The sequence below is a fragment of the Streptococcus sp. Marseille-Q5619 genome, assembly GCF_946901205.1.
Taxonomy (GTDB): Bacteria; Bacillota; Bacilli; order Lactobacillales; family Streptococcaceae; genus Streptococcus.
In genome coordinates this window covers 126,793-151,721 of the sequence record NZ_CAMPPO010000003.1, presented here as the reverse complement: position 1 = coordinate 151,721, position 24,929 = coordinate 126,793, and the positions used below count along the sequence as shown (strand labels likewise).

28 protein-coding genes are annotated in these 24,929 nt (G+C 40.5%); 20 read left to right on the top strand and 8 right to left on the bottom strand.

The window, feature by feature from the left end; all coding sequences use genetic code 11:
- Positions 1-211: 211 nt before the first annotated feature.
- Positions 212-2,248, top strand: a complete 2,037-nt coding sequence (glyS, locus tag OC530_RS05505) for a glycine--tRNA ligase subunit beta (RefSeq protein WP_262080295.1) — start codon at positions 212-214, stop codon at positions 2,246-2,248.
- Positions 2,249-2,290: 42 nt separating this feature from the next.
- Entirely contained in the window at positions 2,291-2,548 is a 258-nt protein-coding gene (locus OC530_RS05500; protein WP_050261374.1) for a DUF896 family protein, read from the top strand.
- A gap of 115 nt (positions 2,549-2,663) precedes the next feature.
- Here OC530_RS05500 and OC530_RS05495 read toward each other — a convergent pair whose 3' ends face one another.
- Genes OC530_RS05495 through OC530_RS05485 form a run of 3 tightly spaced genes read right to left on the bottom strand, consistent with a single transcriptional unit; the run spans position 2,664 to position 5,509 of the window.
- Complete coding sequence (locus OC530_RS05495; protein ID WP_164226729.1) at positions 2,664-3,902, bottom strand: NAD(P)H-dependent oxidoreductase; 1,239 nt, start codon at positions 3,900-3,902, stop codon at positions 2,664-2,666.
- Between the two features lie 18 nt (positions 3,903-3,920).
- On the bottom strand, positions 3,921-4,526 hold the full coding sequence (locus OC530_RS05490; RefSeq protein WP_033677008.1) for an NADPH-dependent FMN reductase: 606 nt from the start codon (positions 4,524-4,526) through the stop codon (positions 3,921-3,923).
- Between the two features lie 59 nt (positions 4,527-4,585).
- Positions 4,586-5,509, bottom strand: a complete 924-nt coding sequence (locus OC530_RS05485; protein ID WP_112444189.1) for an FAD:protein FMN transferase — start codon at positions 5,507-5,509, stop codon at positions 4,586-4,588.
- A gap of 295 nt (positions 5,510-5,804) precedes the next feature.
- On the opposite strand from OC530_RS05485, the gene nox reads away from it, so the two are divergent.
- From nox to pdxT, 3 genes are all read left to right on the top strand, one after another.
- Positions 5,805-7,184, top strand: a complete 1,380-nt coding sequence (gene nox / locus OC530_RS05480; RefSeq protein WP_262080284.1) for a H2O-forming NADH oxidase — start codon at positions 5,805-5,807, stop codon at positions 7,182-7,184.
- A gap of 152 nt (positions 7,185-7,336) precedes the next feature.
- Positions 7,337-8,212 (top strand): pyridoxal 5'-phosphate synthase lyase subunit PdxS, encoded by an 876-nt coding sequence (pdxS, locus tag OC530_RS05475; RefSeq protein WP_262080282.1) that lies wholly within the window; start codon positions 7,337-7,339, stop codon positions 8,210-8,212.
- Positions 8,213-8,794, top strand: a complete 582-nt coding sequence (gene pdxT, locus OC530_RS05470; protein WP_262080280.1) for a pyridoxal 5'-phosphate synthase glutaminase subunit PdxT — start codon at positions 8,213-8,215, stop codon at positions 8,792-8,794.
- Positions 8,795-8,814: 20 nt separating this feature from the next.
- Here the strand turns inward: pdxT and OC530_RS05465 are convergent, their stop codons facing one another.
- Both OC530_RS05465 and OC530_RS05460 read right to left on the bottom strand, forming a co-directional pair.
- Entirely contained in the window at positions 8,815-9,462 is a 648-nt protein-coding gene (locus OC530_RS05465; protein ID WP_262080279.1) for a hemolysin III family protein, read from the bottom strand.
- The gene (locus OC530_RS05460; protein ID WP_173274808.1) at positions 9,459-9,905 is read right to left on the bottom strand and encodes a DUF1836 domain-containing protein; all 447 of its coding nucleotides are present in this window, start codon (positions 9,903-9,905) and stop codon (positions 9,459-9,461) included. The genes OC530_RS05465 and OC530_RS05460 overlap by 4 nt, the downstream gene beginning before the upstream one ends.
- 134 nt (positions 9,906-10,039) lie before the next feature.
- On the opposite strand from OC530_RS05460, the gene OC530_RS05455 reads away from it, so the two are divergent.
- The 7 genes from OC530_RS05455 (at position 10,040) to trxB (ending at position 14,394) form a co-directional block, all read left to right on the top strand.
- On the top strand, positions 10,040-10,534 hold the full coding sequence (locus tag OC530_RS05455; RefSeq protein WP_084889303.1) for a GNAT family N-acetyltransferase: 495 nt from the start codon (positions 10,040-10,042) through the stop codon (positions 10,532-10,534).
- Entirely contained in the window at positions 10,534-11,052 is a 519-nt protein-coding gene (locus tag OC530_RS05450; protein ID WP_173274809.1) for a methylated-DNA--[protein]-cysteine S-methyltransferase, read from the top strand. Before OC530_RS05455 ends, OC530_RS05450 begins: the two co-directional genes overlap by 1 nt.
- 5 nt (positions 11,053-11,057) lie before the next feature.
- A complete protein-coding gene (locus tag OC530_RS05445) occupies positions 11,058-11,414 on the top strand; it encodes an arsenate reductase family protein (RefSeq protein WP_262080272.1) in 357 nt (118 codons plus the stop codon).
- Positions 11,415-11,571: 157 nt separating this feature from the next.
- Positions 11,572-12,372 (top strand): amino acid ABC transporter permease, encoded by an 801-nt coding sequence (locus OC530_RS05440; RefSeq protein ID WP_001103449.1) that lies wholly within the window; start codon positions 11,572-11,574, stop codon positions 12,370-12,372.
- On the top strand, positions 12,372-13,115 hold the full coding sequence (locus OC530_RS05435; protein WP_000590965.1) for an amino acid ABC transporter ATP-binding protein: 744 nt from the start codon (positions 12,372-12,374) through the stop codon (positions 13,113-13,115). The genes OC530_RS05440 and OC530_RS05435 overlap by 1 nt, the downstream gene beginning before the upstream one ends.
- Before the next feature lie 77 nt (positions 13,116-13,192).
- Positions 13,193-13,417 (top strand): DUF4059 family protein, encoded by a 225-nt coding sequence (locus OC530_RS05430; protein ID WP_000926599.1) that lies wholly within the window; start codon positions 13,193-13,195, stop codon positions 13,415-13,417.
- Positions 13,418-13,482: 65 nt separating this feature from the next.
- Positions 13,483-14,394 carry a thioredoxin-disulfide reductase gene (trxB, locus tag OC530_RS05425; RefSeq protein ID WP_173218668.1) on the top strand — a complete coding sequence of 304 codons (912 nt, stop codon included), beginning with the start codon at positions 13,483-13,485 and terminating at the stop codon, positions 14,392-14,394.
- 39 nt (positions 14,395-14,433) lie between these two features.
- On the opposite strand, the gene rlmB is transcribed toward trxB, so the two are convergent.
- Complete coding sequence (gene rlmB / locus OC530_RS05420) at positions 14,434-15,162, bottom strand: 23S rRNA (guanosine(2251)-2'-O)-methyltransferase RlmB (RefSeq protein WP_049497720.1); 729 nt, start codon at positions 15,160-15,162, stop codon at positions 14,434-14,436.
- A gap of 44 nt (positions 15,163-15,206) precedes the next feature.
- Positions 15,207-15,818: a peptide deformylase gene (def, locus tag OC530_RS05415; RefSeq protein ID WP_004260025.1), complete on the bottom strand. Its 612-nt coding sequence runs from the start codon at positions 15,816-15,818 to the stop codon at positions 15,207-15,209.
- A 174-nt stretch (positions 15,819-15,992) separates the two neighbouring features.
- Here def and OC530_RS05410 point away from each other — a divergent pair, with 174 nt between their 5' ends.
- From OC530_RS05410 to OC530_RS05385, 6 genes are all read left to right on the top strand, one after another.
- Positions 15,993-17,312, top strand: a complete 1,320-nt coding sequence (locus OC530_RS05410) for a CapA family protein (protein ID WP_120164320.1) — start codon at positions 15,993-15,995, stop codon at positions 17,310-17,312.
- 21 nt (positions 17,313-17,333) lie between these two features.
- Entirely contained in the window at positions 17,334-18,161 is an 828-nt protein-coding gene (locus OC530_RS05405; RefSeq protein WP_173213645.1) for an HAD family hydrolase, read from the top strand.
- A gap of 1 nt (position 18,162) precedes the next feature.
- A complete protein-coding gene (locus OC530_RS05400; protein WP_054362574.1) occupies positions 18,163-18,798 on the top strand; it encodes an SGNH/GDSL hydrolase family protein in 636 nt (211 codons plus the stop codon).
- Positions 18,799-18,881: 83 nt separating this feature from the next.
- On the top strand, positions 18,882-19,607 hold the full coding sequence (locus tag OC530_RS05395) for a CppA family protein (protein ID WP_173213647.1): 726 nt from the start codon (positions 18,882-18,884) through the stop codon (positions 19,605-19,607).
- A complete protein-coding gene (locus OC530_RS05390; protein ID WP_173213649.1) occupies positions 19,604-20,539 on the top strand; it encodes a serine hydrolase domain-containing protein in 936 nt (311 codons plus the stop codon). The genes OC530_RS05395 and OC530_RS05390 overlap by 4 nt, the downstream gene beginning before the upstream one ends.
- 8 nt (positions 20,540-20,547) lie before the next feature.
- Positions 20,548-21,444: a DMT family transporter gene (locus OC530_RS05385; RefSeq protein WP_262080251.1), complete on the top strand. Its 897-nt coding sequence runs from the start codon at positions 20,548-20,550 to the stop codon at positions 21,442-21,444.
- Positions 21,445-21,592: 148 nt separating this feature from the next.
- On the opposite strand, the gene OC530_RS05380 is transcribed toward OC530_RS05385, so the two are convergent.
- Entirely contained in the window at positions 21,593-22,291 is a 699-nt protein-coding gene (locus OC530_RS05380) for a GntR family transcriptional regulator (protein WP_262080249.1), read from the bottom strand.
- 141 nt (positions 22,292-22,432) lie between these two features.
- On the opposite strand from OC530_RS05380, the gene guaA reads away from it, so the two are divergent.
- Positions 22,433-23,995 (top strand): glutamine-hydrolyzing GMP synthase, encoded by a 1,563-nt coding sequence (gene guaA / locus OC530_RS05375; protein WP_000065714.1) that lies wholly within the window; start codon positions 22,433-22,435, stop codon positions 23,993-23,995.
- Between the two features lie 91 nt (positions 23,996-24,086).
- On the top strand, positions 24,087-24,917 hold the full coding sequence (locus OC530_RS05370) for a type II restriction endonuclease (RefSeq protein ID WP_173213653.1): 831 nt from the start codon (positions 24,087-24,089) through the stop codon (positions 24,915-24,917).
- Positions 24,918-24,929 lie beyond the last annotated feature (12 nt).

Genomic DNA, 24,929 nt, shown 5'->3' with positions numbered 1-24,929 from the left:
AGAGAGTGACAAATTACGAAAATGGGCGAACAGTGTGAGCCCTGAACCAGTTGCCGCAGTGATGAAGGTATCCTTAGTGAAGCTAAGGATACTAGGCAAAATTGGAGACTTTTGGCTCCAATTTTAGCAATGAAACAACGAAGTTGGTTGCTTGCGTGCCAATCACATAAGGCAAACTGGAAAATAAAAAGATATTTTTCGGAGAAAAAACATGACAAAAAACTTATTAGTAGAACTCGGTCTTGAAGAATTACCAGCCTATGTTGTCACACCAAGTGAAAAACAACTAGGCGAAAAAATGGCAGCCTTCCTCAAGGAAAACCGTCTGTCTTTTGAAGCTATTCAGACCTTCTCAACACCACGTCGTTTGGCTGTTCGTGTAACTGGTCTTGCAGACAAACAGGCTGATTTGACAGAAGATTTTAAGGGGCCAGCAAAGAAAATTGCCTTGGATAGTGATGGGAACTTCACCAAAGCAGCTCAAGGATTTGTCCGTGGAAAAGGCTTGACTGTTGAAGATATCGAATTCCGTGAAATTAAGGGTGAAGAATATGTCTATGTTACCAAGGAAGAAATTGGTCAAGCAGTTGAAGCCATTGTTCCTGGTGTTGTAGATGTCTTGAAGTCATTGACTTTCCCTGTCAGCATGCACTGGGCTAACAACACCTTTGAATACATCCGCCCTGTTCACACTTTAACTGTTCTTTTAGATGAAGAAGAGTTTGACTTAGATTTCCTTGATATTAAGGGAGGGCGTGTGAGCCGTGGCCATCGTTTCTTAGGAAAAGAAACCAAGATTCAGTCAGCTTTGAGCTATGAAGAAGACCTTCGTGCACAGTTTGTAATCGCGGATCCACGTGAACGTGAGCAAATGATTATTGACCAAATTAAGGCAATCGAAGCTGAACACAGTGTATGTATCGAAATTGATGCTGATTTGCTGAATGAAGTCTTGAACTTGGTTGAATACCCAACTGCCTTTATGGGAAGTTTTGATGCCAAATACCTTGAAGTTCCAGAAGAAGTTTTGGTGACTTCAATGAAAGAACACCAACGTTACTTTGTTGTTCGTGATCAAGATGGTAAACTCTTGCCAAACTTCATTTCAGTCCGTAACGGAAACGCAGAGCATTTGGAAAATGTCATCAAAGGTAATGAAAAAGTCTTGGTAGCCCGCTTGGAAGACGGTGAATTCTTCTGGCGTGAAGATCAAAAATTGGTCATTTCAGATCTTGTTGAAAAATTAAACAATGTGACTTTCCATGAGAAGATTGGTTCCCTTCGTGAACACATGATTCGTACGGGTCAGATTGCTATTCTCTTAGCAGAAAAAGCAGGCTTGTCAGCGGATGAAACGATTGACCTAGCCCGTGCAGCAGCCATTTACAAGTTTGACTTGTTGACAGGTATGGTTGGCGAATTTGACGAGCTTCAAGGAATTATGGGTGAAAAATATGCCCTTCTTGCTGGGGAAACTCCAGCGGTAGCAGCTGCTATTCGTGAACACTACATGCCTACATCAGCCGAAGGAGAACTTCCAGAGAGCAAGGTCGGCGCAGTGCTTGCCATTGCAGATAAATTGGATACGATTTTGAGTTTCTTCTCAGTAGGCTTGATTCCATCAGGTTCTAATGACCCGTATGCCCTTCGTCGTGCGACCCAAGGTGTGGTTCGTATCTTGGATGCTTTTGGTTGGCACATTGCTATGGACGAGCTGATTGATAGCCTTTATGCTCTAACATTTGACAGCTTGACTTATGAAAATAAGGCAGAGGTTATGGACTTTATCAAGGCTCGTGTTGATAAGATGATGGGATCTACTCCAAAAGACATCAAGGAAGCCGTTCTTGCAGGTTCAAACTTTGTTGTGGCGGATATGTTGGAAGCAGCAAGTGCTCTCGTAGAAGCAAGCAAGGAAGAAGACTTTAAACCATCTGTTGAATCACTTTCTCGTGCCTTTAACTTGGCTGAGAAGGCAGAAGTAGTAGCTACAGTTGATTCAGCTCTCTTTGAAAATGAAGAAGAGAAAGCCTTGGCAGAAGCAGTAGAATCACTTGTTTTGTCAGGGACTGCAAGTCAACAATTGAAACATCTCTTTGCGCTTAGCCCTGTCATCGATGCCTTCTTTGAGAATACTATGGTTATGGCTGAAGATCAGACTGTTCGACAAAATCGTTTGGCAATCTTGTCGCAATTAACCAAGAAAGCAGCTAAACTTGCACGTTTTAACCAAATCAATACCAAATAAAATCTGTTAAACGGATTAAATCTTATCATAAAGGAGAGAAACATGGATCCTAAAAAAATTGATCGTATCAACGAACTTGCTAAAAAGAAAAAAACAGAAGGCTTGACCCCAGAAGAAAAAGTAGAACAAGCCAAACTACGTGAGGAGTACATCGAAGGTTATCGTCGCACTGTTCGTCATCACATTGAGGGAATCAAAATTGTAGACGAAGAAGGGAACGATGTTACACCAGAAAAACTACGCCAAGCCCAACGTGAAAAAGGGTTACATGGCCGTAGTCTTGATGACCCAAATTCATAATAAGTATTCTTTCTTTTAACAAGGATAGGTGAAATAATAATCAAAAGACTAGCAGATACAAACTGCTAGTCTTTTTTAACTAAAAAAGGAACCAAAATGGTTCCTAAAACTATCATTAGTAACTTGCACCAGCTGTAGCGTCTGCGCCACCACCGTGACCTCCAGCATCACTTGAATCAGAAGCTCCAGATGTAGCATCTGCTCCGCCATGTCCTCCAGCAGGAGCTGCAGCATTTCCACCAACTAGACGTTGACCAGTTGTTTCCAAGTACCAATCGAGCCATGGTTGGAAATTGAAGATGATTTCATTGATTCCAGCATATGAACCATCTGGATAGTACATTGCCTTGTAGTTATGTGTATTGATAACACCTTCAGGTGTTCCCGGCACAATTGTACGGACATATTCTTGATCTCCGTTACGTAGTACACCGACAACCCATTCAACGTTTTTCATTCTTTCAGGTGGTAGGGAAGCATGTACTGTTCCTAGTCGGCTACCTGCTTGAACGCGCACACGTTTACCATACATTGTATTTGGATCTTGATGGGCGTTATTATAGTACAAGAATTGGTTATTATCATCCGCATATGTCAACTCAAATGGCATTGCTTTCAAGAACATATCAATTTGGTTAACTGTCAAGATACCGTGGTCTAATTTAACGTAAGTATCTCCTGAAACAGCTCCAACAAGCTCAGCTGCTTTTTCTACCCATTCAGGATCATCAGGGTCAACACCTTGAATTGTAGTTGCGATTGGTTTTGTACAATATAAATCTTCTGGTGCGATTGGTTTTGGTTTTTTCAATTTTGAAACGACTCCCACATATTTTACAAAGTTGTCTAAACATGTTTCAAGGAAATTAACAGTTCCTTCATTTGTTATATTCCCATCAACATCAAAAGCTTCTTTGGCTTTACCAAGAAGGAATTCATTTCCTGGAAGAGTGTAGGCATTGACACCTGGAGCGTCAAGAATCTTACGAAGGTGAACTTGGGCACGAGAAGTACCTTGGTCGTAGTAAGAAGCTCCCACAATCATAACTGGTTTGTTTTCAAATGGATGAACTTCGTATGAAAGCCATTCAAGAACCGATTTTAGAGAAGCTGAGATTGTGTGGTTGTGCTCAGGAGTAGCAATAATGACACCATCAGCACGAGTAATTTTGTTATATAAATAACGTAATTGGAAACTTTCATCCCATTTTTCGTCTTGGTTAAACATTGGAACTTCATCAATTTCGAGAACTTCTAATTCAAATTTGAGTTTGAAGTGACGACGGATGAATTCCAAGAGTTTACGGTTATATGATTGATCGTAGTTTGATCCTACAAGTCCAACAAATTTCATTCTTTTTGGTCTCCTATCTTACAAATTTTCCCAGTCAAAGTCTTCAGCATCTTTGCGAAGTAGGGCTTGTGCGTTGCGCAATTTTTCTGTGATTTTTACAAAGATACGGAAGTCGTCAAAAGTGGCATCCAGTTTTTTAATAACATCAAGATCTACTAGATCTCCACTTGGATTAAAGGCTTGAAGAGAATGTGAAAGCAAGAATTCATCTGGAAGGACACTTGCTTTGATTTCTGGAGCATTCAAGATTTGGCGAAGTTGCATTTGAGCACGTGATGAACCAAGCGTACCGTAAGAAGCACCTGTAATCATGATTGGTTTGTTCAAGAGTGGGTAAATACCATAAGACAACCAAGCAAGAGCGCTCATCAAAACAGCTGGGATAGAGTGGTCGTACTCAGGAGTACCGATAATAACACCATCTGCCTCTTCAATTTTAGCAGCAATTTCCAGAATTTCAGCAGGTACTTGCTTGTCAGCTGGTTTGTTGAAGACAGGAATGTCTTTAATTTCAACAAGTTCAATTTCAGCTTTGTCAGCAAAGTGTTTTTGCATGTATTGAAGCAATTGACGGTTTGTAGAACGTTTTGAATTTGTTCCAACAATAGCAATAAGTTTTAACATGAGATTTCCTTTCTCTTTTTACATAATACGATTTTAAAACTCCATTGAAACAGTTGTCTCTATAGAGTAGGAATTCCTGAAGAACAGCTTAGGTGGCCTTCCTTATCGATGAGGATGGCTTCGATGCCCTTCAAACTTTCGACTTGCCAGAGGATAGAAGCTGGTCTTTCTCCAAAGAGTCGAGTTGTCCAGATTTCGCCATCAACTGATTTATCAGAGATGATTGTGAGACTAGCGAGTTCTGTTTCAACAGGGTATCCTGTTTGGCTGTCAAAAATGTGATGGTAATCTTGTCCATCGACGGTCAGGTAACGTTCATAAATGCCTGAAGTCACGACAGATTGATTGACAACAGGAATGGTCATTAAGTGATTTCCCCTCGGATTGGCTGGGTCTTGAATCCCTATTTGCCAAGGCTGATTTCCTCTTGCCTGATTTTTTCCAATGGTCAGGATATTCCCTCCCAGATTGATTAAGGCAGATGTCACTCCCTCTTCTCTCAGAAATTGGGCAACCTTATCCGCACTGTATCCTTTGGCTAAACAACCAAGATCGATCTTCATTCCTTTCTGTTTTAAAAACACAGTAGAAGTAGAAGAATCTAACTCGATAAAATGAGGATTGATTAGAGGCAGCACCGATTCAATTTCTTGAGGTTGGGCGACTTTGGCATCTGAAAAACCGATGCGCCAGGTTTGAATTAGGGGACCAATGCTGATATTGAGATAGCTAGAGGGTGCTAGGCTATGCTCTAACCCAAGTGAAATCAATTTAAACAGGTCTGGATGAACTTTGACTGGAGCTATTCCAGCTTGATGATTGATTTCCATCAACTCCGATTTCTGACTATTGGCATTGAAGCGGTATTCTAGCTCTCTGAGTAAATCAAAGGATTTTTGGAGCAAGCCATCGGCTCGCTCATCTACTAATGAAATAGTGATAGTAGTCCCCATTAGCCGTTCGGAATGTGAACTTAGAGGCAAGCTACCAACTCCTTTCTCTTATAGAAAATAAGTTGTAATATCAAGTAATTATCTAAATTGAAGCCCTTACATTTTATTTTCATGTTATTAGAATACCATAAAGTTAGACTTTTCACAAATAAAATTTGGAAAAAGTCAAGAAATATGCTCATAAAATTCATGAGGCTTGAAAACAGGATAAATGGAGAATTATTTTTGATAAAAAATCCTGAAATAATAGTAAACCACTTGTAAACGCTAACAGTAAATGTTATACTAGTAGAGTAAATTTAAAATTGAAGGTAGGAATTTTTCTATGAGTAAAATCGTTGTAGTCGGTGCTAACCACGCTGGTACAGCATGTATCAATACCATGTTGGATAATTTTGGAAATGAGAACGAAATTGTTGTATTTGACCAAAACTCTAACATCTCTTTCCTAGGATGTGGAATGGCCCTTTGGATTGGGGAACAAATTGACGGTGCTGAAGGCTTGTTCTATTCTGATAAGGAAAAATTGGAAGCAAAAGGTGCTAAAGTTTACATGAACTCACCTGTTCTTTCAATTGACTACGACAACAAAGTTGTGACTGCAGAAGTTGAAGGTCAAGAACATAAAGAATCTTACGATAAATTGATTTTCGCTACAGGTTCTACACCAATCTTGCCACCAATTGAAGGTGTTGAAATTGTTAAGGGTAACCGCGAATTCAAAGCAACACTTGAAAATGTTCAATTTGTTAAGTTGTACCAAAACGCAGAAGAAGTCATCGAAAAACTTGCTGACAAGAGCAAACACCTTGAGCGCATCGCTGTTGTTGGTGGTGGTTATATCGGTGTTGAACTTGCTGAAGCTTTCGAGCGTCTTGGAAAAGAAGTTGTCCTTGTTGATATCGTAGACACTGTTTTGAACGGCTACTACGACAAAGACTTCACTCAAATGATGGCGAAGAACTTGGAAGAAAACAACATCCGCTTGGCGCTTGGTCAAACAGTAAAAGCTATCCAAGGTGATGGTAAAGTTGAACGCTTGATTACTGATAAAGAAACTTTCGATGTGGATATGGTTGTTCTTGCAGTTGGTTTCCGTCCAAACACAGCTCTTGCTGATGGTAAAATTGAACTCTTCCGCAACGGTGCCTTCCTTGTAGATAAGAAACAAGAAACATCTATCCCAGGTGTATTTGCAGTTGGTGACTGTGCGACTGTTTATGACAATGCTCGTAAAGACACTAGCTACATCGCCCTTGCTTCAAATGCTGTTCGTACTGGTATCGTTGGTGCTTACAACGCATGTGGCCATGAATTGGAAGGTATCGGTGTTCAAGGTTCAAACGGTATCTCTATCTACGGTCTTCACATGGTTTCAACTGGTTTGACTCTTGAAAAAGCGAAAGCTGCTGGTTACAATGCGACTGAAACAGGCTTTAACGATCTTCAAAAACCAGAATTCATGAAACATGACAACCATGAAGTAGCAATCAAGATTGTCTTTGACAAAGATAGCCGTGAAATTCTTGGTGCCCAAATGGTTTCACACGATTCTGCAATCAGCATGGGAATCCACATGTTCTCACTTGCTATCCAAGAGCATGTGACAATTGATAAATTGGCATTGACAGACCTCTTCTTCTTGCCACACTTCAACAAACCATACAACTACATCACAATGGCTGCTCTTACAGCTGAAAAATAAAATTTGATGAACTATCTGGCCTTAAGTTAAGGTCAGATAGTTTTTTAGATAATCTGTCCCCATACAATTTCGATTTTTTTATCTTGTGATTCATTCTAATCTAACTTAAAATGAAATGGTAGCTACCAATACAAATGATGAGGATAAAACAAATGACTGAAAATCGTTATGAATTAAATAAAAACTTGGCGCAGATGCTCAAAGGTGGGGTTATCATGGACGTTCAAAATCCTGAACAGGCTCGTATTGCAGAGGCTGCTGGTGCGGCTGCTGTTATGGCCTTGGAGCGGATTCCAGCTGATATTCGTGCAGCTGGTGGTGTTTCCCGTATGAGTGATCCAAAGATGATTAAGGAAATTCAAGAAGCGGTTAGTATTCCAGTAATGGCCAAGGTCAGAATCGGGCATTTTGTTGAAGCTCAGATTTTAGAGGCTATTGAGATTGACTATATCGATGAGAGTGAGGTTTTATCTCCAGCTGACGACCGTTTCCATGTGGATAAGAAAGAATTCCAAGTTCCTTTTGTCTGTGGAGCTAAGGACTTGGGAGAAGCCTTGCGTCGTATCGCTGAAGGTGCTTCTATGATTCGTACCAAAGGAGAACCGGGGACGGGGGATATCGTCCAAGCTGTTCGTCATATGCGTATGATGAATCAGGAAATTCGTCGCATTCAAAACCTACGTGAGGACGAACTTTATGTTGCTGCCAAGGACTTGCAAGTTCCTGTAGAATTGGTTCAATATGTCCATGAACATGGGAAATTGCCAGTTGTAAACTTCGCAGCTGGAGGCGTTGCAACGCCAGCAGATGCTGCGTTGATGATGCAATTAGGGGCAGAAGGTGTATTTGTCGGTTCAGGTATTTTTAAGTCAGGAGATCCTGTTAAACGAGCGAGTGCTATTGTTAAGGCTGTGACTAACTTCCGTAATCCTCAAGTCTTAGCTCAAATCTCTGAAGATTTAGGAGAAGCCATGGTTGGTATCAATGAAAATGAAATCAAAATTCTCATGGCTGAGCGAGGAAAATAGATGAAAATCGGAATATTGGCCTTGCAAGGTGCCTTTGCAGAACATGCAGAAGTGCTAGATCTATTAGATGTCGAGAGTGTTGAAATCAGAAATTTAGAGGATTTTCAGCAAAATCAGAGTGACTTGTCGGGTTTGATATTACCTGGAGGTGAGTCTACAACCATGGGCAAGCTCTTACGAGACCAGAACATGTTGATTCCCATCCGAGAAGCCATTCTATCTGGTTTACCAGTCTTTGGGACCTGTGCTGGCTTGATTTTGCTGGCTAAGGAAATTGCTTCCCAGGAAGAGAGTCATCTAGGAACTATGGATATGGTGGTCGAGCGCAATGCTTATGGACGCCAGCTTGGAAGTTTTTATACCGAAGCAGAATGTAAGGGAGTTGGTAAGATTCCAATGACTTTTATTCGCGGTCCGATTATCAGTAGTGTTGGAGAAGATGTAGAAATTCTAGCAACAGTTGATAATCAAATCGTTGCAGCCCAAGAAAAAAATATGTTGGTAACTTCTTTTCATCCAGAATTGACTGATGATGTGCGCTTGCACCAGTACTTTATCAATATGTGTAAAGAAAAAAGTTGAGACTGAGTTTCTCAACTTTTTTACATGTAATAAACAATGGCGATGTATTGGAGGGCAGATGCAGCTAGGATAAAGAGATGCCAAATCATGTGGAAATAAGGTTTTTTCTTGGCGTAAAATCCAGCCCCAACTGTATAACAGAATCCGCCAGTTACCATGAGACTCCAGAAAATGGGTGTCGTTTGACTGATAATGGCTGGAATGATAACTAGAACCAACCAGCCCATAATCAGGTAAAGAGCAAGGCTAAATTTCTCATTGACCTTTTTAGCAAAGATTTTATAGAGAATACCAAAGATGGTTGTTCCCCATTGGATGGCAATAATCAGATAGCCAAACCAGTTATTCATTAAGGTCAAGACGACGGGCGTGTATGAGCCTGCAATAGCAACATAAATCATAGAATGGTCGATGATTCGCAAGACATATTTGTGGGTCGAACCATAGGCCATAGAGTGGTAAATGGTGGATGAGAGGAACATGAGAAAGAGACTAATAACGAAAATAGAGACACCGATAGAGGATAAAAATCCGTGTATCTCATAACTATAGGTGGATGAAATAGGCAGTAAGATGAGCATGATGACTGCACCCACAGCATGGGTCACACTATTAGCAATTTCTTCTCCAAAACTGAGTTGTTTGCTGAGTTTAAGACTAGTGTTCATTGGATTACCTCCTCTTCAGTATGATGGATTAAGTCTAGGGTTTGATGATAGAGTTTAACGGTTTGGCAGCTGGTTTGGATAATGGGGTTAGCTGGATCCATTCCTTGGTTCATGTAGTCCACAAAAGCATCGTAGAGTTGGTCTGAACTTGCTTGAGTTTGTAGAGTATTCAGTGTCTGGGCGATTTCTTGAATAGAAAAGACAGATTTGAGGGTTGTGATAGCAATCAAACGGGCAATCTGTTGGCGTTGGTATTTTTTCTTATCAGGTTTTGTCAGGTAACCATGTTTGACATAATTATTGACCATAGATGCTGTTAGGCCTTTGTCTTTATCAGGAGAGATAGGGGCGCAGACCTGATTGACATAGAGTAAAACCTGGTCCAGATAGAGGTCAATATTTGGGATTTCTGCCCATTTGGGGTAGGAAAAGGTAGTTTTCATTTTCAACTCCTTTTTATCTAGTTTTAATAACTAGATTATAAAATAATAAAAACATAAAGTCAAGTTTTAACTGCTTGTAGAAAGACTTAAATTATGCTATGATGGGAGAAACTAGTCAGAAATGAGGAGAAAAGATGGAGATTCGTTTAGCTTTTCCAAATGAAGTAGATGCCATCATGCAGGTGATGGAGGATGCTAAAAAATGTTTAGCGTATGCTGGTAGTGACCAGTGGCAAAATGGTTATCCAAATGCTGATATTATTATTGAAGATATTATCTCAGGTCAAGCCTACGTAGCCTTGGAAGAGGGAGAACTACTAGCTTATGCAGCTGTGACCAAGAGTCCAGAGGCAGCCTATGAAGCCATTTATGAAGGCAACTGGCAAGCTGGGGAGTCAGAGTACCTAGTCTTTCACCGTATTGCTGTGGCAGCAGATGTCCAGGGACAGGGGGTTGCTCAGACTTTCCTAGAAGGCTTAATTGAAGGATTTGATTACCTAGATTTTCGCTTAGATACGCATGTTGCAAACAAGGTCATGCAGCATATCTTTGAAAAACTCGGTTTTAAACAGGTTGGTAAGGTTCCAGTTGATGGCGAACGCTTGGCCTATCAAAAATTGAAGAAATAATGCAAAAGAAGTACGTAAAAATACTCTACTTTTCGCCAATTGGTATTCTATCACTAGTAGCTGATGACCATTATCTGTATGGCATTTGGGTGCAGGACCAGAAGTATTTTGAGAGGGGACTAGGAGATGAAACGATAGAAGAAGTTGTTAGTCATCCCATTTTAGACCCAGTTATTGCTTGCTTAGATGCTTACTTTAAAGGCAAGTATCAGGATTTATCCAACTTGCCCTTGGCTCCAATCGGAACGGATTTTGAAAAGCGGGTCTGGGTCTACTTACAGGGAATTCCTTATGGTCAGACAGTGACCTATGGACAAATAGCCCAAGACCTACAAGTGGCTTCTGCTCAAGCAATTGGTGGAGCAGTGGGGCGAAATCCTTGGTCTATCCTAGTACCCTGTCATCGTGTGCTGGGAGCAGGCAAGCGTCTGACAGGTTATGCTGCAGGAGTGGAAAAGAAAGCTTGGCTCTTGGAGCATGAAGGTGCAGATTTTAAAGATAGAAACAATAGAAAGTGAAACATATGTTAGAATTTATCGAATATCCAAAATGTTCAACTTGTAAAAAAGCAAAACAAGAATTAAACCAACTCGGTGTGGACTACAAAGCTGTTCACATCGTGGAAGAAACACCCAGCCAAGAAGTCATTTTGAACTGGCTAAAAACCTCAGGATTTGAATTGAAACAATTTTTCAACACCAGTGGAATTAAATACCGTGAATTAGGGCTAAAAGATAAGGTAGGAAGTTTATCAAATCAAGAAGCAGCTCAGTTGCTAGCAAGCGACGGTATGTTATTAAAACGACCGATTTTAGTAGAAAATGGAACTGTTAAGCAAATCGGTTATCGAAAAGCTTATGAAGAATTGGGACTGAAATAGTTTTTACTTATCTCTTTGATAGATAAAATATATAACCTCCCTGTTTCAAAGTATGATAAACTAGTAGGTAGACAAAGTCTGTATCTGACCGTAGCAAATAATTTCATTGACGGCAGAAGTATGGTAGAATGAATCATTATCAGGAGAGGATGTTTTTATGAATGTTACAACGATTTTAGCATCAGATTGGTACCAAAACTTGATGCAATTGATTCCGGATGGCAAGCTTTTTAGCCTGCGTTCGGTCTTTGATGGGATTCCAAGAATTGTTCAACAACTTCCAACAACGATTATGTTGACCATTGGTGGTGCTCTTTTTGGCTTGGTTTTGGCGCTTCTTTTTGCCATTGTGAAAATCAATCGTGTCAAGATTTTATATCCCTTGCAGGCCTTCTTTGTTAGTTTCTTAAAAGGGACACCGATTTTAGTGCAGCTCATGTTGACCTACTACGGAATTCCTTTGGCTTTGAAAGCCCTCAATCAGCAATGGGGAACTGGTCTCAATATCAATGCGATTCCAGCCGCTGCTTTTGCGATTGTCGCCTTTGCTTTTAATGAAGCGGCTTATGCCAGTGAAACCATTCGTGCAGCTATTCTCTCAGTCAATCCTGGTGAGATTGAAGCGGCACGCAGTCTGGGGATGACCCGAGCACAAGTTTATCGTCGAGTGATTATTCCAAATGCGGCCGTTGTGGCGACTCCAACCTTGATCAATTCCCTAATCGGCTTGACCAAAGGAACTTCTCTAGCCTTTAGTGCGGGTGTTGTGGAAGTCTTTGCCCAAGCTCAGATTCTGGGTGGAGCTGATTACCGCTATTTTGAACGCTTTATCTCCGTTGCTCTTGTTTATTGGGTAGTCAATATCGGAATTGAAAGCCTCGGTCGTTTCATCGAGAGAAAAATGGCTATTTCTGCACCTGATACAGTGCAAACAGATGTGAAAGGAGATCTTCGTTAATGATTAAGATTTCGAATTTAAGCAAATCCTTTTCAGGACAGACTGTCTTGGATCATCTGGACTTGGATATTCAAAAAGGGGAAGTTGTAGCCTTGATTGGTTCCTCAGGAGCTGGAAAATCAACCTTCCTTCGCAGTCTCAATTATCTTGAAACACCTGACAGTGGCTCGATTCAGATTGATGATTTCTCAGTTGATTTTTCTAAGATCACTCAAGAAGAAATCCTTGCCCTACGTCGCAAGTTATCTATGGTATTTCAACAGTTTAATTTATTTGAACGCCGCACGGCACTTGATAATGTGAAAGAAGGTTTGGTTGTTGTTAAGAAATTATCTGACCAAGAAGCAACCAAGATTGCCAAGGAAGAGTTGGCTAAGGTTGGGCTTTCTGACCGTGAAAACCATTATCCTCGCCATTTATCAGGTGGACAGAAGCAACGGGTTGCCCTAGCGCGTGCGCTTGCTATGAAACCAGATGTATTGCTCTTAGACGAACCAACTTCAGCCCTTGACCCAGAATTGGTCGGAGAAGTAGAAAAGTCTATTGCAGATGCTGCTAAGTCAGGTCAGACCATGATTTTAGTTAGTCACGATATGTCCTTTGTAGCCCAAGTGGCTGATAAGATTCTCTTCTTAGATAAGGGGAAAATTATCGAGTCTGGAACACCGGATGAGATTATCCACCATCCTAAAGAAGAGCGGACAAAAGAATTCTTCGCTAGTTACAAACGGACTTATATTTGATATAATAGATAAAGAAAAACTCAGTTAGCTGGACTAGCTGAGTTTACTCTTTAAAAAAGATAGAAATGAGAGAAATCATGCTACTGCAACTATTTTCTTTATATTTCGAGAGTTTGATCTTGACCACCATCCTCGTCCTGATTTTTTTAGGGATTTGGATTGGACTGAGAGCCATGTCGGGAGTTGATAAGACAGCTAAGGCTCGCCAAGCCCATCTCTATGATATGATTATGATTGGGGTCTTGGTTGTTCCAGTATTATCCTTTGCGGTTATGAGTTTAATTCTTGTTTTCAAGGCATAATCCTTGCTTGATTGACAAGAAAGAGTTAGAATAAAGATAGTTACAACAAGAAAGAAGGAATCTATATGTACGATACTATTATTATAGGTGCTGGACCTGCAGGTATGACTGCAGCCTTGTATGCTGCTCGAAGCAATCTGAAAGTAGCCTTGATTGAAGGTGGTCTGCCAGGTGGTCAGATGAATAATACATCTGATATTGAAAATTACCCTGGATACGCTAATATTAGTGGACCAGAATTGGCAGAAAAAATGTTTGAACCGCTTGAAAATCTTGGTGTTGAGCACATTTATGGTTATGTTGAAAATGTCGAAGATCATGGTGATTTTAAGAAAGTGATTACTGATGACCAAACATATGAAACTCGTACCGTTATCGTAGCGACTGGTTCTAAACACCGTCCTTTGGGAGTACCTGGAGAAGAAGAACTGAACAGTCGTGGAGTTTCTTACTGTGCCGTGTGTGATGGTGCTTTCTTCCGTGACCAAGATTTGTTGGTAGTCGGTGGTGGAGATTCAGCTGTTGAAGAAGCCCTCTTCTTGACTCGTTTTGCTAAGACTGTTACCATTGTTCACCGTCGTGACCAACTTCGTGCTCAAAAGGTTTTACAAGACCGCGCCTTTGCGAATGAGAAAATCAGCTTTATCTGGGATTCTGTAGTTAAGGAAATCAAAGGTGAAAACCGAGTAGAATCTGTCGTATTTGAAAATGTGAAAACAGGTCAAGTGACAGAACAAGCCTTCGGTGGCGTCTTTATCTATGTTGGATTGGACCCTCTTAGCGATTTTGTTAAAGAATTGAATATCCAAGATCAGGCTGGCTGGATTGTGACAGATAACCACATGAAAACTGCAGTTGACGGTATTTTTGCAGTTGGAGATGTTCGCTTGAAAGACCTTCGCCAAGTAACAACAGCAGTTGGAGATGGGGCCATCGCCGGTCAAGAAGTTTACAAGTTTATCACCGAACATAGTTAATCATAAAAAAAGTTTCCAATCAGATGACTGGAAACTTTTTTATAGTCTATTTCGGAAAACTTCGTACATGAGAATGGCTGCAGCAACACTGGCATTGAGACTTTGAACATGTCCATTCATCGGAATGGTAATCATCTCATCAACCTGTTTTTTGATGTTGCTAGAGATGCCTTTTCCTTCATTTCCGATGATGAGGGCAATTTTCCCTTTTGTATTCCACTTGTGGCAAGGAGTCCCATTCATATCTGTTCCAAAGGTCCAGAAGCCTTCATCCTTGAGTTTGTCTAGAGTTTGACTCAGATTGGTCACTCGGGCGATTGGAACATGCTCAATAGCACCTGTGGCCGTTTTGGCAACGACAGGAGTAACTCCGACAGCACGGTGCTTGGGAATGATGACTCCTGAAACATTGGTCGCATCAGCGGTTCTTAAGATGGAGCCTAAGTTGTGAGGATCAGTTAACCCGTCCAGAATCAATAGCAAAGGATTTTCTTCTTGACGCGTTTTGGCAAGAATGTGATCTAGCTCGCTATAGGCAAATTCAGATACTCGTAGAACAAAACCTTGGTGGACAGCACCTTCAGTCATCTCAGAGAGGGATTTTTTTGAAGTCCAGGAAATGGACACCTTCTTTTCTGTAGCCAGTTCTTTGACTTTCTCAAGATTCTTACCTCGGAGATCTTCTTGGAGGTAAAGTTTGTTTCCTGTGTTTGCAAGTAGAGCTTCGGTAACGGCGTGAACGCCATAGACAATATCATTTGTTTTCATGCATCTATTATAACACAAAACCCCGTCTTGCAACGGGATTTTCTTTATTCCAGAATCAGTAAACCATCTTTAACTGCAAATGGGTCTTTTTCATTGATACGATCGTAAAACATGATTCCGTTGATGTGGTCAATTTCATGCTGAACAACAATGGAGTTGTAGCCTTTGAGTTTGATGCGGTGTTTTTCTCCATCTTTGTCAAAGTAGTCAACAGTAACACGAGCATGGCGCACCACATAGCCAGGCACGTTGCGGTCAACAGACAGACAACCTTCTCCTTCGCCAAGAGCAGCATCTTGAACCGAGTGAGAGACGATTTTTGGATTGTACATAATGGCTTGAAGGTCGTAGGCTTCCTCTGGAGTTTCTCCTTCTTCAACAATATTAGGCACCAAAACAGCGATAATGCGTTTTGAGATATCTAATTGAGGAGCAGCAAGTCCAACCCCACCGCGTAGCCCCATCTTTTCAGCCATGACAGGATCTTGGGAATGTTTGAGGAATTGCATCATCTTTTCGCCTAGGATGATTTCCTGGTCAGATAGGGGGAAAGTGACTTCCTCAGCAACCGCGCGTAGAGTTGGATTCCCCTCGCGGATAATATCGTTCATATCAATTAAGTGAGCAGCTTTTGTAATACGTTCTATAGCAGACATTTTCTCTCCTTTCATTACCTCTACATGATAACATAAAATGACAAGGATTGAAAGTATTACAGCCTTTAGGATTTATAGAAAATAAATAGGAAGTTCAATTCAATTGTGAAAGAAATCCTTATCTGTGTTATAATAAGAAGAAAAGGCTTGCATAAGAAAGTAGGGAGAATGAAGATGAAAAGAAGACAAGATAGAAATCAGGGTGGTTTAGCTTTTTGTTTTATGAAGGGCTTGGTAAACTTTTTTAGGAGTTATCGCAGGTGGAGCAATAAAGGATTTGTGGCGGTACTCTTGCTAGCAGTTGCTTTATCAATGGGCTTGGTCTTGTTGTTTGAAAGTTTCCAAGGAATCCCTTTAACCAGTCAAAAACGAGATACTATTTCTCAAGAGGGGACTAAGCAAAAGTCTCAGGAGCAGGAAGAGGAAAAAACTGCCAGAATTATGGCCAATGGGGATTTGCTCTACCACGATGGACTTTTCTTTTCAGCTAAAAAAGAAGACGGTACCTATGACTTTCATGAGAATTTTGAGTATGTGACTCCTTGGCTTAAGCAAGCAGACTTAGCTATTGGTGATTTTGAAGGAACCATCAATAAGGATCATTATTTAGCAGGTTATCCTCTCTTTAATGCTCCTGCTGAAGTTATGGATGCCATTAAGGATGCAGGTTATCATGTGCTGGATTTAGCTCATAATCATATTTTGGATTCGCAAATTGAGGGAGTTATTTCAACGGCCGATATTATTGAGAAAGCTGGAATCACTCCAATCGGAGTTTATACGCACGAGCCACGTGATCAGGCTCCGCTGGTCATTAAGGAAGTGAATGGTATCAAGGTTGCACTGTTAGCCTATTCCTATGGTTTCAATGGCATTGAGCAGTATATTTCTCAGGAAGACTATAATCGTTATCTTTCAGATTTAAACGAAGATAAGATGAAGGCTGAAATTGAACGGGCAGAGAAGGAAGCAGATATCACCATTATCATGCCTCAGATGGGTGTTGAGTATCGCTTGGAACCAACTGAAGAACAAAAGGCTCTTTATCACAAGATGATTGATTGGGGAGCTGATATTATCTTTGGAGGGCATCCTCACGTTGTTGAACCATCTGAAACGGTTGAAAAAGATGGAGAAAAGAAACTCATTATCTATTCAATGGGGAACTTCATTTCCAATCAACGGATTGAATCTATGGGAGATGAAGAAAATGCTAAGTGGACTGAACGTGGCGTTCTCATGGATGTGACCATTAAGAAGAAGGATGGAAAAACAACTATCGGAACAGCTAAAGCTCATCCTACTTGGGTCAATCGAACACCAAAGGGAACTTTTTCACCAGAAGGATATCCCCTATATCATTATCAAACCTATATCTTAGAAGATTTTATCGAGGGTGGTAGTCATCGTGACCAGTTAGACGAAGCGACTAAGGAACGAATTGATACAGCCTACAAAGAAATGAACGAACATGTGGGATTGAAGTGGGATTAGCTTGAATCCAGAGGAAAGTAAATGATGATTAAAGTAATTGCGACAGATATGGATGGGACCTTGCTGGATGCTAGAGGCCAGCTGGATCTCCCACGATTGGAAAAGATTTTAGATCAGTTGGATCAAAAGGGTATTCGTTTTGTCATCGCGACGGGCAATGAAATTCACCGCATGAGGCAACTACTGGAGCACTTGGTGTATCGAGTGGTTCTGGTGGTTGCCAACGGTGCTCGTATTTTTGAAAACAATGAACTGATTCAGGCTCAGACTTGGGATGATGCCATTGTTGATAAGGCTTTGGCTCATTTCAAGGGTCGAGAGTGTCAGAACCAGTTTGTTGTAACGGGGATGAAGGGTGGTTTCGTCAAGGAAGGTACCATTTTTACAGACCTTGAAAGTTTTATGACTCCAGAAATGATTGAAAAATTCTATCAACGGATGCAGTTTGTGGACGAATTAACCTCTGACCTCTTTGGTGGTGTGCTCAAGATGAGTATGGTTGTTGGTGAGGAACGTTTGAGTTCGGTCTTGGAAGAAATCAATGACCTCTTTGATGGCCGTGTTCGGGCTGTATCGAGTGGCTATGGTTGCATTGATATCCTCCAAGCTGGAATTCATAAAGCATGGGGCTTGGAAGAATTACTCAAGCGTTGGGACTTGAAAGCCCAACAAATCATGGCTTTTGGTGATAGTGAAAATGATGTTGAAATGCTTGAAATGGCTGGAATTGCCTATGCGATGGAAAATGCTGATGACAAAGCCAAAGCTGTGGCGACTGCTCTAGCGCCAGCCAACAGCCAAGGAGGAGTTTATCAAGTCTTGGAAAACTGGTTAGAAAAAGGAGAATGAAGTGGCAGTACAGTTATTAGAAAATTGGTTACTAAAGGAACAAGAAAAAATCCAAACCAAGTATCGTCACCTAAATCAGGTTTCTGTTGTAGAGCCAGACATTCTTTTTATTGGGGATTCCATTGTCGAGTATTATCCTCTGCAGGAACTATTTGGGACTGCAAAGACGATTGTCAATCGAGGTATTCGAGGTTATCAGACAGAGCTGTTACTTGAGAACCTCGATGCGCATCTGTACGGTGGAGCAGTAGATAAAATTGTCCTTCTGATTGGGACGAACGATATTGGAAAAGATATGCCTTTGAATGAGGCTCTCAATAATCTCGAAGTGTTCATTCAATCCATTGCTCGCGATTATCCACTGGCAGAGATAAAATTGCTTTCCATTTTGCCAGTCAATGAGGGAGAGGAGTACAAGCAGACAGTCTATATCCGCACGAATGAAAAAATTCAGAAATGGAATCAAGCCTATCAAGAGCTTGCTTCTACCTATATGCAGGTAGAATTTGTGCCAGTTTTTGATAGTTTGACAGATCAGGTAGGCCAACTCAAAAAAGACTATACTACTGATGGGCTGCACCTCAGTGTTGCCGGTTATCAGGTTTTGACCAAAGCCTTGAAAGACTATCTTTACTAAATAGCTAAATAATGTTAAATTTGAGCATAATATCTTGTAAAAAATTCTAAAATCCTTTAAAATAAAAAGTGACGGAGGAATTTATGAATGTAAATCAGATTGTACGGATTATTCCTACTTTAAAAGTTAATAATAGAAAATTAAATGAAACATTTTATATTGAAACCCTTGGTATGAAGGTCTTGTTAGAGGAGTCAGCCTTTCTGTCACTAGGTGATCAAACAGGTCTTGAGAAGCTGGTTTTGGAAGAAGCTCCCAGTATGCGTACTCGTAAGGTAGAGGGAAGAAAAAAACTGGCCAGATTGATTATCAAGGTGGAAAATCCCATGGAAATCGAAGGACTCTTATCTAAGACAGATTCGATTCATCGATTATATAAGGGGCAAAATGGCTACGCTTTTGAAATTTTTTCACCAGAAGATGATTTGATTTTGATTCATGCGGAAGATGACAGAGCAAGTCTAGTAGAAGTAGGAGAAAAGCCAGAATTTCAAACAGATCTGGAGTCAATTTCTTTAAGTAAATTTGAAATTTCTATGGAATTACACCTCCCAACGGATGTAGATAGTTTCTTGGAACTATCTGAGATTGTGCCATCACTTGATTTTATACCAGCTCAGGGGCAAGATTTGACTGTGGATAATACGGTTACTTGGGACTTATCTATGCTCAAGTTCTTGGTCAATGAACTAGATATAGCAAGTCTTCGCCAGAAGTTTGAGTCTACCGAATATTTTATTCCTAAGTCTGAAAAATTCTTCCTTGGTAAAGATCGAAATAATGTTGAATTGTGGTTTGAAGAAGTATGAAGTGGACCAAGATTATTAAGAAAATAGAAGAACAAATCGAGGCAGGGATCTATCCCGGAGCCTCTTTTGCGTATTTTAAGGACCATCAATGGACAGAGTTCTATTTAGGCCAGAGTGACCCAGAGCATGGCTTGCAGACAGAGGCAGGACTCGTTTATGACCTAGCTAGTGTCAGCAAGGTTGTTGGGGTAGGTACTGTTTTCACCTTCTTGTGGGAAAGAGGTCAATTAGATATTGACAGACCAGTAACCGATTTTTTACCTGAAAGTGATTATCCAGATATTACTATTCGTCAGCTCTTAACTCACGCTACAGACCTTGATCCGTTTATTCCCAATCGTGATCTTTTAACAGATTCAGAATTAAAGGAAGCGATGTTTCATCTCAATAGACGAAATCAGCCAGCCTTTCTTTATTCGGATGTCCATTTTTTGCTGTTGGGTTTTATTTTGGAAAGAATCTTTAATCAAGACTTGGATGTGATTTTGCAGGAGCAAGTTTTTAATCCTTGGGGAATGAAGGAAACCAAGTTTAGTCCTGTTGGGCTTGCTGTTCCAACAGTCAGAGGTGTAGAGTCTGGCGTGGTACATGATCCCAAGGCTCGTCTCCTGGGCAGACATGCAGGTAGTGCTGGTTTATTTTCGACTGTAAAGGATTTACAAATCTTTTTAGAACACTATTTAGCAGATGATTTTGCAAGAGATTTGAGTCAAAATTTTTCTCCTTTGGTTGACAAGGAACGTTCTTTAGCATGGAATTTGGAAGGAGATTGGCTAGACCATACGGGATATACAGGTACCTTTATCATGTGGAATCGTCAGAAGCAAGAAGCGGCTATTTTCCTATCGAATCGTACCTATGAAAAGGATGAGAGAACTCAGTGGATTGTAGACCGTAATCAAGTGATGGACTTGATTCGCAAAGAAGAGTAAGGAGAGACATGTCAAATAGTTTAAAAGGGACTTTACTAACAGTTGTGGCTGGTATTGCTTGGGGCTTGTCAGGAACGAGTGGCCAATACCTGATGGCACACGGAATTTCGGCTCTGGTCTTGACCAATTTGCGTCTTTTAGTCGCTGGTGGGATTCTCATGGTCTTGGCTTATGCTACTGCAAAGGATAGAATGCTGGCCTTTTTAAAGGATAGAAAAAGTTTGCTGTCTCTTCTCATTTTTGCTCTGATTGGCCTCTTCCTCAATCAATTTGCCTATCTAACTGCTATTCAGGAAACCAATGCAGGTACTGCAACAGTGCTTCAGTATGTTTGTCCTGTCGGAATTTTGATTTATAGCTGTATCAAGGATAAGGTGGCTCCGACGCTAGGAGAAATTATTTCCATCATATTAGCCATTGGAGGGACCTTCCTGATCGCCACTCATGGGCAGTTGGACCAGTTATCTATGACACCTGCAGGCCTGTTCTGGGGTCTCTTTTCTGCCTTGACTTATGCACTTTATATCATTTTGCCCATAGCCCTGATTAAGAAGTGGGGGAGCAGTTTGGTCATTGGTGTGGGAATGGTCATAGCAGGTTTGGTCGCCCTTCCTTTTACAGGGGTTCTACAGGCCAATATACCGACCAGTCTTGATTTTCTCCTTGCTTTTGCAGGTATTATCCTTATCGGGACTGTCTTTGCCTATACAGCCTTCTTAAAAGGAGCCAGTCTGATCGGACCGGTTAAGTCAAGCTTGTTGGCTTCAATTGAGCCAATATCGGCGGTTTTCTTTGCCTTCTTAATCATGAATGAACAATTTTATCCCATTGATTTTCTTGGTATGGCAATGATATTGTTTGCTGTAACTCTGATTTCGTTGAAAGATTTACTCTTAGAAAAATAAAAAAGACTCTTTGTCCGTGACAGAGAGTTTTTGCCTAGTATTTTATACTCAATGAAAATCAAAGAGCAAACTAGGAAACTAGCCGCAGGCTGTACTTGAGTACGGCAAGGTGACGTTGACGCGGTTTGAATTTGATTTTCGAAGAGTATTAATTATTTTCAAGATAAAATTCAAAACGTTCGCCTACATATTGACTTTTTACGTATTCAAAAGCAGTTCCATCTTCTAGGTAGGAAACCTGAGTCAGACCAAGAATAGCGTGTCCTTTTTCAACTTCCAAATAGTGGGCGATTTTTTCCTTAGCGAGGCGAGCATAGATGGTCTGCTGTGATTTACCAATACGGTAGCCATGTTTTTGCAAGGTTTGGAAGAAATGACTGGTGATTTCTTCTTTTTTAAAGTTCTTAATGAATTTTTCAGGAATAGAAGCAACTTCATAAACCAGAGGAACATTGTCGGCATAGCGAACACGTTCCATTCGGATAATATTCTCCGTTGGAGAAATTCCTAGCTTGGCAACTTCCTGCTCATTGGGAATGGTTTTTCTGTAGGAAATGAGCTGGCTAGAGGGAACTTTACCTTGGGACTTAACAATTTCAGTAAAACTGGTTGTCCCTCTCATCTTTTCTTGTACACGTGTACTGGATACAAAGGTGCCACTTCCTACACGGCGCTCTAAGACGCCTTCTTCGACTAATAGAGATACGGCTTGGCGGAGGGTCATGCGACTAACCGCAAACTGCTCTGCTAAATCTCGTTCACTAGGAAGCCTCTCACCAATAGCCCAACGGTGCTCGTCAATATCCTTTTTAATCTGATCATGGATTTTCATATAAGCGGGTAGCATATTTTTCACTTCATTTCTATCTTTTCTCTATTGTACCTCAATAAACTAGAAAAAGTCAATCTTCGCCTTGTTTAGTTGGTAATTCGCCCTTATTTGTGATAGAATATTGAAAAAAGATATTTCTTTTGAGAAAGGAAAAAGATGAGCAACATTTCAACTGATTTGCAAGATGTAGAAAAAATCATCGTGCTGGACTATGGTAGCCAGTACAACCAGCTGATTTCACGCCGTATCCGTGAGATTGGTGTTTTTTCAGAACTAAAAAGCCATAAAATTTCAGCTGCTGAAGTTCGTGAAATCAATCCTGTAGGAATTATCCTATCAGGTGGTCCAAACTCTGTATACGAAGATGGTTCATTTGATATTGACCCAGAAATCTTCGAACTCGGAATTCCAATTTTGGGAATCTGTTACGGTATGCAGTTATTGACCCATAAACTTGGAGGAAAAGTTGTCCCTGCAGGTGATGCTGGAAATCGTGAATACGGTCAATCAACTCTTACACACACACCATCAGCTCTTTTTGAATCAACACCTGATGAACAGACTGTTTTGATGAGCCATGGTGATGCGGTTACTGAAATTCCTGCTGACTTTGTTCGTACAGGTACATCAGCTGACTGCCCATACGCAGCCATCGAAAACCCAGATAAACACATTTACGGTATCCAATTCCATCCAGAAGTCCGTCATTCTGTATACGGAAATGATATCCTTCGTAACTTTGCTCTTAACATCTGTAAGGCTAAAGGCGACTGGACAATGGATAACTTCATTGATATGCAGATCCAAAAAATCCGTGAAACAGTCGGTGATAAACGTGTCCTTCTTGGTCTATCAGGTGGGGTTGACTCTTCAGTTGTTGGAGTTCTTCTCCAAAAAGCGATTGGTGATCAATTGATCTGTATCTTCGTGGACCACGGTCTTCTTCGTAAAGGAGAAGCGGATCAAGTTATGGACATGCTTGGTGGTAAGTTTGGTTTGAATATCGTCAAAGCAGATGCTGCAAAACGTTTCCTTGACAAACTTGCTGGCGTTTCTGACCCTGAACAAAAACGTAAAATCATCGGTAACGAGTTTGTCTATGTATTCGATGACGAAGCAAGCAAGCTCAAAGATGTGAAATTCCTTGCTCAAGGAACTCTTTATACAGATGTTATCGAGTCTGGTACGGATACAGCTCAAACTATCAAGTCACACCACAATGTGGGTGGTCTTCCAGAAGACATGCAGTTTGAATTGATTGAACCACTCAACACTCTTTACAAGGACGAAGTTCGTGCCCTAGGTACAGAGCTTGGTATGCCAGACCACATCGTATGGCGCCAACCATTCCCAGGACCAGGTCTTGCTATCCGTGTCATGGGTGAAATTACTGAAGAGAAACTAGAAACCGTTCGTGAGTCAGATGCTATCCTTCGTGAAGAAATTGCTAAAGCAGGTCTTGACCGTGATATCTGGCAATACTTCACTGTTAACACAGGCGTTCGTTCAGTTGGTGTTATGGGTGACGGTCGTACGTACGACTACACGATTGCAATCCGTGCCATCACCTCTATTGATGGTATGACTGCTGACTTTGCCAAAATTCCTTGGGAAGTCCTTCAAAAAATCTCAGTACGTATCGTAAACGAAGTGGACCACGTTAACCGCATCGTCTACGATATTACAAGTAAACCACCTGCAACAGTAGAGTGGGAGTAGGAAAAATTACAATAAAAAGGCTTTGAAATCAATGTTTCAGAGCCTTTAATTAAATAATCGCAAACAATTCGCAAACAAAGGAGCTGAGTAAATGACACCTTATACAGATAAAATAATTGATACTATTGCTAAGTATTTACCAAAAAATGAAAATGAATGGGAACTCGTTGGTTTTATAAACAAAAAGAAGGAAATCTACACGTTTGGGAGTGATTCAAAGATTATAGGTAGATTGTTTGAAGTTATAGCTTTTGAAGCATTGCAACGTTCAGCCAATGAATTGGGCTATACTTTACATGAATCTGAAAAACAAACTGTATACCCTGATTTTTATTTTAAAAAGCAAGATGGGCGAAAAATTGCCATCGATATAAAAACTACTTACAGAAGAAGCGAAAATACGAAATTTGGCTTTACTGGAGGTAGTTTTACAAGTTTTATGAGAAATGGAACAAAGAATATTGTAGGTCATTACTCTGATTATGACGGTCATTATATTTTAGGTGTTGTCTATACTCGAGAGACGAAACCAACTACTGGAAAAGTTAATTTTGAGAAATTAGATTCTATAATTCCTGCATATAAAAATATAGAAATGTTTGTTCAAGAAAAGTATAGAATATGTGGTGATAAGAAAGGTAGTGGAAATACCGATAATATTGGAACAATTACTTCAACATCCATTAAGCCTTTTGTTTATGGTGCAGGCCCTTTCTCCGTTTTAGGAGATGATGTGTTTAAAGATTATTGGAAACATTACCCAAGATATACTGATACCCAAAAGGTAAAACAATCTTTATATAATAATCTTGAAGGATATTTTGATTGGCTTTCTAAAACAGATGAACCTAAATCGCTAGAATTAAAACAATTATATTCAGATTATCTATCTCAGTACGAGGAAACATTTGATAAAAAATAGAGCAGTTCGCTC